Raw genomic sequence first — 12,778 nt, 5'->3', positions numbered from 1 at the left:
GGCCGGCGACCCCCGGCGCAGAATGTGCAACACGTTCTAGACGAAGGGGGCTGCCGATGCGCCGCATCTCCGGTTCGACTCTGATCCTGGCCGTGCTCACCGCGCTCGCCTGCACGGTCAGCACCGCACATGCCCAGCCGTACCCGGTGGACTACAACTTCTTCGCCGGCATCCCCGACGAGCTGACCCGCCCCGGCGGGAGCCTGCCCGGGGCGGACGATCCGGCCTGCACCCCCGCACCCGAACACCCGGACCCGGTGGTGCTGCTGCACGGCACCGGCGGCGGAGCGCAGACCAACTGGGGTGTGTACGCCCCGCTGCTGGCCAACGCCGGCTACTGCGTCTACACGCTCACCTACGGTGCCTACGACCTGCCCTGGCCGGTCTCGGCGATCGGCGGGATGCGCCCGATCGAGGAGAGCGGCCGGGAGGTGGCGGCCTTCGTGGACCGGGTGCTCGCCGACACCGGCGCGGATCGGGTGGATCTGATCGGCCATTCCCAGGGCAATACCGTCGGCAACTACTACATCAAACGGCTCGGCGGTGCCGCGAAGGTCGGCAAGATGATTGCGCTGGCCCCGGCCTGGCTCGGCTCGAATGTGGCCGGGGCCGGGCAGATCGCGGAGTTCAGCCGCGCCCTCGGCGCCGGTGCCGCCTTCGATGCCGTCGCGACCTCGTTGTGCCGGGCCTGCGGCCAGCTGCTGATGGGCTCCGATTTCGTACGCGACCTCAATGCCGACGGCCTGTACCACCCGGATGTCACCTACACCAACATCACCACGAGCTATGACGAGATCGTGGTGCCCTACACCTCCGGTCTGGTGCCGGGGCCGGGCGTGACCAATGTGGTGGTCCAGGACGGGTGCGCCCAGGACTATTCCGAGCACATGGGCATCGCCGGCAGCCCGCGGGCGGCGGGTTTCGTACTCGCCGCGCTGGACCCGGCCGGTGCGCCGCCGGTGCCCTGCGAATTCGTGCCGCCGTTCACCGGATGACCGATTCCAGCAGGCGCAGCGCGCTGTCGGCGATCCGGCCGGCGCGTTCGGCCGAGACGATCCCGTCCACGTAACCGAAGTTCCAGTGCAGCGTGGCATGGCTGGTGTTCACCACACCGACCAGATAGCCGGTGGCCGACAGTCCGGCGATCCCCTGGGTGCCCGAGATCGGCCAATCGCCGATCCGATCCGGCATGGCGAACCGGCCGATATTGGACAGGCAGACATTGCCGGGGCCGCGTTGCTCCACGGTCCGGAGTGCGGCGGCGCTGCGCTCCGCGGCTGGGGGTGCCAGCAGCCGTAGCAGGGTGATCAGCGCGAACTGGTCGCCGGCGGCGGTGCGGCTGCGCAGTTCCGTGCCGACCCGGGCCGCGGCCTGCCAGAAGTAGATCCGCGGACCGTAGGGCACCGCGACCGGCAGCGTGGTCACATAGGCGCCGAGATCGTCCGGTCCGACCGGCGGTTCCAGCTCGCCCCGGAAGTCGACCGGGCAGCCGATTCCGGTCGTGCCACCGCGACCCGGAGTCAGCTCGGCGCCGACGGCCGCGGCCAGCGCGGCGGTGAGCGCGCCGTGCACGGTGACGCCGTGCTTCCGGCAGGCCTGTTGCAGCAGTGTCAGCTCCGGGCCGGCCAGCGTGCGGCGGAGCAGGCGGGTGCGCCGCAGCGGTGGCGTCACCCGGACCTCGGCGCCGAGCCGGTGCGGGCGCCGCAGCGCGGTGCGCAGTTCGATGGCCCCGGTCGCCCGGACCGCCCGGAGCAGCCCGGAGGTCGCCCGGAAGCGGGCGGGGAAACCGGATTCCGGTGGGCCGATCGCCGGCCGGTTCGTCGCGGTGTCGATGCTGCCGCGCTGGGCGGCTTCGGCGTCGACCACCAGGTCGCGCAGCGCGGCCAGGGTGGCCTTGCCGTCCGCGATGATGTGCGAGAACACCAGGACCAGATCGGTCTGTCCGGTATCGGTGTCCACCTGCAGGATCCGGGCCAACGGGCCGTTCGCACAGTCCAGCGCCGCCGCCAGTTCGGTGTCGTCGACCTCCCGTTCCCAGGTGTCGGAGGTGCCGCGGACCCGGCGGATCTCGATCCGGGCCGCGGTGGGCACGAAGCGCGGATTCGTGCCGTCCGCATCGGTGGCGACCGCGACCCGGAGCAGCGGATGCCGGGCCGCCAGCCGGTCGGCGGCCGCCCGGAGTGCTTCCGGGCGAACGGCCGCCCCGATCCGGACCCGGGCGATCGCATTGAGCGGGCTCACCCGGTCCAGCACCCAGTACCAGCGTTCGAGCGGACTCAGCGCCCGGGCCACCGCTGTCACGACGGCGTCCGCTCGCCGGTGCGGGCCGGTAGCGGTGGTACCGGGAACCGCATGGGCGCCATATTGATCCGTTTCACCATCGACGCCGGTAACCGGCCGAGCAGCAGATCGCGAACCCCGCACAGCAGGCGGCCCTCGAACTGTTCGGTGCGGCTGAGCCGGCGCGAACCCGCGACCAGTTGCCGGGTGCGGGGGATGCGTTCGCGTTCGTAGTCGCGCAGGGCCGCGGTCAGGTCGCCGTCGCAGGCGAGCCGGTCGGCGACGGTGCGGGCCAGCACGTAGCCGTCCTCGATCGAGGATCCGGCACCCTGGCTGAGGCTGGTCAGCATCGGATGCGCGGCATCGCCGACCAGGGTCACCGGCCCGGCTCCCCAGGTCGCCGTGAAATCCCGGTCCCGCGCCGGTACCGCCACGATGGCTGCCGGGTCGGTGGCGGCGATTGCCGCGCCCACCTCGGGCGCCCAGCCGGCGAAGGCGGCGGCGATCTCCGCCCGGTCGCCCGCCCAGCCACGGGCCTGTCCGGCGGGCATGTTCTTGGTGGCCCACCAGTAGGTCCGGCCGCCGCCGAGATCGATCAGCCCGAAACGCTGTCCGCGGCCCAGATAGTGGCCGATGCGGCCCGGGGTCGCGCGCGGATGGGCGAAGTCGGTGATCGCGAGCCAGCAGAGGTAACCGTATTCGCGGGCCGGGCGGTCGCCGTGCAACCGGGATCGGACCATCGAGCCGATTCCGTCGGCGCCGATCAGTACATCGCCGTGCGCGGTGCGGCCGTCGTCGAAATGCACGGTGACACCGCCGCTTCCGGGGAGTTCGTAGCGAACTGCGCGGGCGCCGTAGGTGACCGGAGTGTCACCGCATGCTTCGTGCAGGGCCTGGATGAGGCTGTGCCGATCCACGCTCACTGACGGTGCACCCAGTTCGGCACCGATCTCGACGATCGGCAATTCACGGATGAGTTCACCCGTGCTGGTGCACATCTCGAAACTGTGTGCGACCTGCCCGACCGCCGTGAGCGGTACCCCCAGCGCCTGCGCCGCCGCCACCGCGTTGCTGAGCAGGCCGAGCCCGGTGCCGCTGTCGCGGGGTGCCGGTGCCGCTTCGAAGACCTCGGCGCGCACGCCCACCCGGTGCAAACCGGCGGCCGCGCTGAGGCCGCCGATTCCGGCGCCGAGAATCAATACCTTCGGATCTGTCATGCCTGGGCCGCCTCGTCGGTCTGCTGGGTGTCGTCGGTGCCGGAACCGGTGGCGGCCGGCAGGGTGGCCAGGGTCGCGGCGAGCTGCCGGACATGCGGTTCGACCATCATGTCGAGGTGGTCGCCGGGGATCGTGACGATGCGCAGCTCGCCTTCGATGTGCTCGGCCCAGCCGTTGGAATCGCTGTCGAACATGGTCCCGGCGATCCGGTGGATCAGGTCGAGGCCGTCGGGCAGTCCACCGGCCGCCCGCAGCAGTGTGACGTCCCGGTCGAGCGGGGACATCCGGTAGTTGCGCACCGCATCCGCATTGGCCTCGAACACGTCGTAGAGCCGGCGGATGGTGCGCGGCGAGCTCTGTTCCGGCAGCAGCCCGGCGGCAATCGCCTCGTCCAGCATCCGGGTGAACACCTCGTCGGTGTCGCCGGTGCCGGGATCGAAGTCGAAGCCGGTCACCTCGGCGCCGCGGGCGTACCAGAGCAGCTCCAGGAAGAACCACCGCATCAGGGATTCGGCCGGGAACGGATCGCGGCGTCCCGGTCGCAGGGCGATCGTGTCGAGCAGCGTCACGCCCGCGACCTCGTCGGCCGACATCAGCCGGGCGATCTCGAGGGCGATGTAGCCGCCGAACGACCAGCCCGCCACGTGGTACGGCCCCTCCGGATGCACCCGGCGGATCGCGGCCAGATAGGACTCGGCCATGTCCTCGATCCGGCGCAGCGGCTCGCTGCCCAGGTCGGCGCCGGCCGCCTGCAGGCCGTACACCGGCCGGTCCTTCGGCAGATGCCGGGCCAGCGGCAGGTAGCAGAGCACATTGCCGCCGATCGGGTGCACCAGGAACAGCGGCGTACCGGTGCCCGCCCGGTGCAGCGTGACCAGCGGGTCGAAATGGCGTTTGCCGTCGTTGCGGACGATGGCCGCCAGCGCCGCCGCAGTGGGCGCCTTCACGAAGGTGTCCAGCGGGATCTCGGTGTCCCAGCGCCGGTTCAGGCCGAGCACCACCCGCATGGCGCCGACCGAGGTGCCACCGGCATCGAAGAAGTCCTGGTCGGCGCCGATCGCCGGAACTCCGGCGCATTCGGCCATGATCTCGGCGACGGCGGCCTCTATCTCGTCGCGTGGCGGCGTGTACTCCACCGCGTCGACCGGGTCCAGCGGCACTTCGCGCAGCATCCGGTCGTCGCGCTTACCGCTGGGGGTCTTCGGCATCGCCGGCAGCCAGGCGAACCGGCCGGGCACCAGGTACGCCGGGAGGACGGTATCGAGCCGTGCGCGCAGGGCGGCGATATCGGTGCCGGATTCGTCGCCGACCAAAAATGCGGTGAGCACGGCATCGGTCTCGCCGAATGTCCGGGCGACCACGGCAGATTCGGTGATTCCGGGAAACTCCGGGGCCAGGGCTGCGATCTGCAGCTCCACCTCGGCGGGCTCCACCCGGTAGCCGCGGATCTTGACCTGGCTGTCGGCCCGGCCGCGGCACACCACATCACCGGACGGCAGCCGGAAGCCGAGATCGCCGGTGCGGTAGACGAGTTCACCGCGCGGTCCGGCCGGAACGAACCGCTGCGCGGTGAGCCCGGGCCGGTTCTCGTAGCCGGTGGCGACGGCGGCGCCGCCGAGATAGAGCTCGCCTTCGACGCCGTCGGGCACCGGACGCAGCGACCGGTCGAGCAGGTGCACCGTGGCGCCGTCGACAGCCCGGCCGATCGGCGGCAGTGCCGGCAGCTGTGCCGCGCCACCGGACATGGCGTGGTGCACCGTGACGTGGGTTTCGGTGGGACCGTACTGATTCTCCAGGATCAGCCCGGGAACGGCGGCACACAACTGTCGGATCTCGGGCGTGATGCGCAACTGCTCCCCGGAGGACACCAGTACCTTCAGCCCGGCCGGGATCCGGCCGGTGGCCAGGGCCGTCTCGGCGAACGCCTGCAGAGCGACGAACGGCAGGAAGATCCGCTCGATATCGTCGTCGATCACCGTGTCCAGTACGGCGCGCAGATCCGAGCGGGCGGCAGCGGGCGCCAGCCGTAACTCGCCGCCGGTGGTCAGCGTCGCGTAGATCTCCTGGAAGGCCACGTCGAAGCCGATCGGTGCGTACTGCAGGGTGCGGTGCGCGGCTCCGCTGCCGGTACGCCGCTGCCAGGCCAGCAGGTTGGCCAGCGCCCGGTGCGGCATCACCACGCCCTTCGGTTCACCGGTGGAACCCGAGGTGAACAGCACGTAGGCCGGTGCCTCCGGGTGCGGTACCGGCATCACCCCGGCGGGTTCGCCGGTCGCTTCGGCGAGGGTGGCGGCATGCAGCAGCAGATCGGCGCGGTCGGCGTCGACGATATCGGCGTACTCCGGGTCGGCCACGATCCGGGCCGGCCGGCTGCGGGCGATCATCGCGAGCAGCCGCTGCCGCGGATAGTCGACATCCAGGGGCAGGCAGACCGCCCCGGCCTCGGCGATAGCCAGAACCGTCGCGACCAGTTCCGGACTGCGCCGCATCAGCACGCCGATCCGGGCCTGCGGCGGCAGACCGAGCCGACGCAGCCGTCCGGCGATCCGGTCCACCCGCCGGGCCAGTTCGTCGTAGCTCCAGGTCGCGGTGTCCGAGCGGATGGCCACGGCCTGTGGGGTGCGGGCCGCCTGCTCGGCGAACAGCGTGGCGACATCGGTGGTCCGCAGCCGGGCGGCGCCGAGGTCGGCCGGTCCGTCCGGGTCGGTGAGCAGCGTCTGCAGCACCCGCAAGCAGGTGGTGGCCAGCTGATCGCACTGCGCGGTGCTGAGCGTCTCGGCGCCGTCGACCCGGATCAGCATGCGTCCGTCACGCGGATCGGTGGCCACCGTCAGCAGCGCGGCGAAATCGGTCTCCTCGCGCACCTCGAAGTCCAGCAGTTCGATATCCGGACCGTCGGAGGTGCCGAGCTGCGCCAGTTCACCGAACATGTGGTAGTTCACGTAGTTGAATGCGGTTTCGAACAGCTTTGTGCCCCGGGACCGGCCCCCGTGGGTCCGGTCGGCCAGCATCGATCGCATCGGGTAGCGCCGGTGCGGATGGCTCGCCCGCTCCTTCGCCGCGATCGACTGCACCGCAGCCGCCCAGGTCGCCGGGGTGTCGTCGAGGCGCATCGGGACGGTGTTGAGGAACAGCCCGGCCACCGTCTCGGCATCCGGGCGGCCGGGCCGGGCGTGGCCGATCACGCCGGTGGTCACGTCGCCCAGCCCGGTCACCGTCCGCAGCGCCAGGCAGTGCGCGGTGAGCAGCAGCGTTCTGAGCGGGACGCCGCGCTCGGTGGCGAAGCGGCGGGCGGCGGCCTGCACCCCGTCCGGAACCACCAGGGTGACGCGCGGGCGTTCGGGAACCGCAGGCGTGGGCGTGTGTGCGACCGCGCCGGGCAGGGCGGTCGGGTCGGACCCGGCCAGGAATGACTGCCAATATGCGGCCGGTCCGGGGTCGGCGGCCGCGCGTTGTTCGTCGCGCACGTATTCGGCCGGGACCGTGGCCGGTCGGTCGGGTGCCCGGGGTGCCGGCACCGGGAGTCCGAGCGCGGCGAAGTAGTACCGGAGCAGCCGCTGTACCAGGGTCGCGACACTCCAGCCGTCCAGGATCGCGTGGTGGAAGGCGAGCACCAGATGGATATCGTCCGGGGCGGTGCGGAACACCCGTAGCGAGAACAGCGGTCCGGACGCGATGTCGTAGTCGGCGCGGCGCTGCTCTTCGACGTAGTCGCTGATCCGGTCCGGGGTGACCGGGCCGCTGACGGTGAGCGGTACCGGCCGGTGCGGGTGCACGATCTGCATCGGGGTGCTGAACCCGGTCAGGTCGAAGGTGCTGCGCAGGGCGGGCTGCTCCGCCACCAGCGCCTCGGCCGCCGCCCGGAACTCGCGCTCCTGCCAGGGCATCCGGAGCCGGTACCGGAAGACGTCCTTGTACAACGTCGAGTCGGTCCGCTCGGCCGCGTGGAACAGCATGCCCAGCTGCAGCGAGTTCACCGGAAAGGCGTCCTCGGCGGCGTCCAGCGCGGCCCGGTCCACCAGCGGCACCTGCTGGAACGGCTCGGTAACCCGGTCCGCGGCGGCCGTACCGGTCCTGGTGTGCCCGGCCAGCTCGGCGATGGTCGGGTGAGCGAACAGGACGTCCAGATCCAGTTGCAGACCCCGCCGTTCGGCGGCGGTGCGCAGGGTGAGCGCCAGGATCGAATCGCCACCGTGGGTGAAGAAGTTGTCGTGTACCCCGATCGGGGCGCCCAGCACCTCGGCGCACAGCTCGATCAGTATCGCCTCGATTTCGGTACGCGCGGTATCGGTTTCCGCCTCCACCGGTGCCGCCGCGGCGGTCAACGCGCGCCGGTCCAGCTTGCCGTTCGCGGTCAGCGGGATCGTCGTCAACTGCACGAACCGGCTGGGCACCAGGTAGCCCGGTAGCCGGTCGGCCAGCTGCGCGGCCAGCGCGGCGGCATCGGTGCTGCCGGGGTGCTCCGGGACGAAGTAGCCGATCAGATAGGCGCCGTGGGTGGCCGACGGCTGGTCGACGACGGCCGCCGCGCGGACCCCGGGGCAGCGGAGCAGCGCGTTCTCCACCTCGCCGAGGGTGACCCGGTTGCCACGGATCTTCACCTGGTCGTCACGTCGGCCCAGGTATTCGAGGGTGCCGTCGGCGCGCCAGCGGGCGATATCGCCGGTCCGGTACCGCCGCCCGCCCGGCAGCCGCGGATCCGCCACGAAGGCTGCCGCGGTGAGCGCCGGGCGGTCCAGGTAGCCCCGGGCGACACCGACCCCGGCGATGTTCAGTTCACCCGGGACACCGGGCGGCATCCGGCGACCGCGCTCGTCGAGCACCAGCAGAGCGATGTTCTCGATCGGGCGCCCGATCGGCACCACCCCGGCGTCCGCGGTGGCCGGGGTGCAGTCGAACCAGGAGACGTCGACGGTGGCCTCGGTCGGCCCGTAGAGGTTCACCAGCTGCGGCGCATCCGGTCCCGGGAACACGGCGTGGAAACGGGCCACCAGCTCGGCGGGCAGCGCCTCGCCACTGCAGAACACCCGCCGTAGCGTCGAAACCTGCTGCCGGGCAGCTGGGTTCGCAGCGAGCTCGGCCAGGAACGGATCCAGCATGGACGGGACGAAATGCAGCACCGTGACGCCGTGCGCCGCGATCGCCGCCACGATCCGGCGCGGATCCCGTTCCGCGCCCGGCTCGGGCAGGGCCACCGAGGCGCCGGTGATCGACCACCACATGAGCTCCCACACCGAGACGTCGAAGGTCGCGGGGGTCTTCTGCAGAATCACATCGTCGGCGGTGATCGGGTAACGGTGCTGCATCCAGCGCAGCCGGTTGACCACCGACAGATGCTCGATGACGACGCCCTTGGGGCGCCCGGTCGAACCGGAGGTGAAGATCACGTAGGCGGGGTCCGACGGCATGGCGGGCAGTTCCGCGGCGGGCGGTGCGCCGGTGCCGGCCGCCCGGTCCGGCGGCGGGATCACCACCGCACCGGCCCGGGCCGGCTCGGGTAGTTCGGCGGCGGCCACCACGCAGCGGGCGCCGCTCTCGGTGATCACGGTCGCAATCCGCTCCGCCGGGTATCCGGGATCGATCGGGACGTATGCCGCTCCGGCGCGGAGGATCCCGTGGACGGCGACCAGCAGGTCGATGGATCGGGGCGCAATCACCGGGACCCGGTCGCCGGGCCGGACGCCGTGGTCGCGCAGGATGCCGGCCAGCCGGTCGGCGGCGGCGACGAATTCGCGGTAGCCGAGGGTGGCCGAGGCGGTCCGGACCGCGGGCGCAGCCGGGGTACGGCCCGCCTGCTCGGCGAGCAGCCGGGCCACGGTGGTCTCCGGCAACTCCACCTGCGGGCCGCTCTCCCAGGACTCGAGGGTCCGCAGATCGGGCTCTGGCAGCCAATCGGTGTCGGCGAGCGGAGTCTGCGGAGCGGCCAGTCCGGCCTGCAGCAGCCCGCCGATCTGCCGGACCACGGCCGCGATCGGCAGATGTTCGTCGAATACATCGGTGGAGGCGAAGATGTGCAGGTCGATCCGGCCGTCGCGATCGTGTTCCACCGCCAGGATGTTCACCGCGTCGGCGACCGTTCCGGCGGAGAACATCCGGGTGCGTTCCAGCAGCCGGTCCAGATGATCGGCTGCGGGCAGCCGCACATGCGAGTAGGTGACGTCGAAGAGGGTGGGCAGCCCGGACTGTCGTTCGGTCAGCCCGCGCACGATATCGCCGTAGGCGAAACCCTGCCGTTGTTTGAGCTCGCGGACCTGCCCGGCGATCCGGGCGGCCAGATCCGGCAGCGAGGGGGCACCGGTGGTCCGGACCCGGAGCGGGATCATATTGGTGAAATCGCCGACGGTCAGCAGATCTTCCGGAGTGTTCCGGTTGAGCATCGGCACCCCGAGCACAACTTCGTCGCTGTGGTGCGCCGTGGTCAGATAGTGCGCGATCGCCGCCGCGATCACCGCGAACACCGAACGGCCGGTGGCCCGCACGGCCGCGGCGAGGTCGGTGTCGAGGGACACGTGGTACTCGGTGCGCTGCACGGTGTCCAGGCTCGCGGTGCGGGCGAACAGCGCCGGAGTCACGCCGTCCAGGTAGTCCAGGAACCAGCCGCGGTCCTGCTCCCACTGCGGTGACGCGCGGTACTCGGCTTCCCGGGTCGCGGCGGCCAGAATCGACGGCGCCTCGGTTGCGGTCAGCTCGGTGGTCGGGGTGGTGCTCTCGTAGTCGCCGAGGATCTGGCCGAGCAGCAGGTTGACCGCCCAGGCATCGCCCGCCGCGTGGTGGACCCGGCCGAACAGGTAGTGCGAATCCGGGCTGTCGATCAGGACGGTGAACCGGACCATCGGGCCGTCGGCACGTAGTACGCGGCCGTGTGCGGCGCGCATCCAGTCCAGGCAGGCCCGCTCCGGGTCGGCGGCGGCGCTGAAGTCGTGCACTTCGAGCTCCGGGACGGCGTCCGGCGTCGCCGGATCGCCGGGATCGAGCACGTACTGGCGCAATTCACCGTCGATTTCGGCGATCCGGAGCCGCAGCGCATCGTTGCGTTCGAAGGCCAGCTGCACACAGCGGCGGATCCGGGCGACATCCACCCGGTAGGAGAGATGGCTGTAGCCGGCGATCTGCACGATCGGCAGCTCCGGATGCCGGGCCGCGATCGCCAGGATGTCGCGTTGCAATGCGGTGAGCGGTTGGTGGGCGGCAGCGAGAATCTGGTCAGCGAGCATCAACGATCTCCCATGGAATGCACCCCGAGAACAAGGTGTGCGGCGGATGTTCGTCGCCGCGTAGTAATCGAGCGTCTCGAAACTGTCTTCGTTGACGAAGTTCCTGGTAGGCGCGTTGTGAATGGTCCGGTTCTGCTCGAGTTGCGAGACACGAACCGTTATGCCTACTTTTGCGTAGTAAACCCGCGAGTAGCAATACTCGAACCAGTCGAGGTGACATCAATCACCTTGTAGTTCAACAACTTTCGCGTTCAGGGGTATAGCTGTGTCGGTAGTCGAGCCGGGTGCTGTCGTCATCACCGGGGCATCGTCGGGTCTGGGTCGCGCCGCAGCGGTGCAGCTGGCCCGCTCCGGCTTCACCGTCTTCGCCGGTGTCCGGTCCGAAACGGCCGCCGGTGAACTGGTGGCCGAGAGTTCCGGGCTGTCCGGAGAACTGACGCCGTTACCGCTGGACGTCACCGATTCCGCCGCGATAGCCGCTGCCCGGAAGCGGGTTTCGGACGCGGTCGGGGAACGAGGGCTGCGCGGCCTGGTGAACAATGCCGGGATCTGCGTCTGTGCACCGCTGGAATGCCTGGACCCGGAACAGCTGCGGGAACAGCTGGCGGTCAATGTGATCGGTGCCGTCGCGATGACCCGCGCCATGTTGCCGTTGCTGCGTGCCGGAACCGTGGCGACCGGGCCGGTCGGCCGGGTGGTCAATGTCGCCTCCGGGGTCGGCCGGGTGGCCACCCCGTTCCTCGGGGCCTACGCCGCCGCGCAGTTCGCGAAGGAGGGGCTGTCCGATTCGCTGCGCCGGGAACTGGCGGCGCAGTCGGTGAGTGTGTCGGTGGTCGAACCCGGTGCGATCATGACGCCGATCTGGGACAAGATCGCCGGCGGCGCCGATGAGATACTGGATCGGGTCCCGGTCGAGATCGCCGAACGTTATCGCCGCCCGTTCACCGAGTTCGTCGCCGCCAACGATCGGCTGGCCCGGACCAGCCGGACCAGGCCGGAGCAGTTCGCGACCGCGGTGGAACGCGCGCTGACCGATCGCCGGCCACGCACCCGGTACCGGGTCGGCCGGGACTCGTGGACCTCGACGCTGGTCGCCCGGCTGCTCCCGGACCGGGTGCTCGATCTGGCTCTGGTGGCCCGGTGACCGCGCCGGTCCCGGAGACGGTGGCGGTCCCGGCCGGGCGGATCGAGTACTTCGACTCCGGCGCCGGCCCGGCCGTGTTGTTCCTGCACGGTGCGATGAAGGACGCGACGGTCTGGGACGAGGTGGTGCGGCAGCTGCCGCCGGGTTTCCGATACCTGCGGCCGACGCTGCCGCTGGGCGCGCACCGGCTGCCGATGCGACCGGGCGCCGACCTTACGGTCCCCGGCCTGGCCGCCCTGGTGGACGATTTCTGCGCCGCGCTCGACCTGGACGAGGTGGTGCTGGTGCAGAACCACTGGGGTGCCGCCCAGGTGATGCTGGCGACCGGTACCGGCAGCCGGCTGCGTGCGATCGCCGCGATCGCCTGCGAGGCGTTCGACAACTATCCGCCCGGCGCCCCCGGCCGCGCCTTCGCTCGCGCCGCCCGCCTCCCCGGCGCCTTCGCGGCCCTCGGCTGGGCCCAGCGGCAGGCCCCGCTGCGGCGGCTGCTGGCCGCCGGCGACGTCACCACCGAGCGCCCCATCCCCTCCGCGACGGCGGATCGCTGGTTGCGCCCGTTCGGGACGGACCCCGCCGTCCGCCGTGACGTCCGGGCGATCCTCGCCGACGATTACGCCCCGGACCGGCTGGCCCACTGGGCGGCGGCACCCGCCGAGTTCCCCGGCCCGGCCCTGGTGGTCTGGGCGGGCAAGGACCGGCTGATGCCCCGCGACCACGGCCCGCGTCTGGCGGCGACGTTTCCGGACGCCGACCTGGTGGAGATCGCGGACAGCGGCACCTGCGTGCCCTGGGACCGGCCGGACCGCCTCGCCGCCGAACTGTCGCTCTTCCTGACCCAGCGATGCGCACGGTGACCGGTCCTGTTCGCTGAGGGCAAAATCGGGGAGGAAACGAAACGCTCGACGTGCGCGTTGTGAGTGAAT

At 71.2% G+C, this 12,778-nt stretch carries 6 protein-coding genes; 3 read left to right on the top strand and 3 right to left on the bottom strand.

Annotated features, from left to right (window positions below):
- Positions 1–56 precede the first annotated feature (56 nt).
- Complete coding sequence (locus AC1HFH_RS25375; protein ID WP_480245296.1) at positions 57–995, top strand: esterase/lipase family protein; 939 nt, start codon at positions 57–59, stop codon at positions 993–995.
- On the opposite strand, the gene AC1HFH_RS25370 is transcribed toward AC1HFH_RS25375, so the two are convergent.
- Genes AC1HFH_RS25370 through AC1HFH_RS25360 form a run of 3 tightly spaced genes read right to left on the bottom strand, consistent with a single transcriptional unit; the run spans position 985 to position 10,711 of the window.
- Entirely contained in the window at positions 985–2,301 is a 1,317-nt protein-coding gene (locus tag AC1HFH_RS25370) for a phthiocerol/phthiodiolone dimycocerosyl transferase family protein (protein ID WP_480245295.1), read from the bottom strand. The genes AC1HFH_RS25375 and AC1HFH_RS25370 overlap by 11 nt on opposite strands.
- Positions 2,298–3,497: an FAD-dependent oxidoreductase gene (locus tag AC1HFH_RS25365; RefSeq protein ID WP_480245294.1), complete on the bottom strand. Its 1,200-nt coding sequence runs from the start codon at positions 3,495–3,497 to the stop codon at positions 2,298–2,300. The genes AC1HFH_RS25370 and AC1HFH_RS25365 overlap by 4 nt, the downstream gene beginning before the upstream one ends.
- Positions 3,494–10,711, bottom strand: a complete 7,218-nt coding sequence (locus tag AC1HFH_RS25360; RefSeq protein WP_480245293.1) for an amino acid adenylation domain-containing protein — start codon at positions 10,709–10,711, stop codon at positions 3,494–3,496. The genes AC1HFH_RS25365 and AC1HFH_RS25360 overlap by 4 nt, the downstream gene beginning before the upstream one ends.
- Positions 10,712–10,976: 265 nt before the next feature.
- On the opposite strand from AC1HFH_RS25360, the gene AC1HFH_RS25355 reads away from it, so the two are divergent.
- A complete protein-coding gene (locus AC1HFH_RS25355; RefSeq protein ID WP_480245292.1) occupies positions 10,977–11,855 on the top strand; it encodes an SDR family NAD(P)-dependent oxidoreductase in 879 nt (292 codons plus the stop codon).
- Positions 11,852–12,709, top strand: a complete 858-nt coding sequence (locus AC1HFH_RS25350; protein WP_480245291.1) for an alpha/beta fold hydrolase — start codon at positions 11,852–11,854, stop codon at positions 12,707–12,709. Before AC1HFH_RS25355 ends, AC1HFH_RS25350 begins: the two co-directional genes overlap by 4 nt.
- Positions 12,710–12,778: the final 69 nt, after the last annotated feature.

Source organism: Nocardia sp. KT25-26 (genome assembly GCF_056627695.1).
This window is presented reverse-complemented; position numbering and strand designations above follow the sequence as displayed.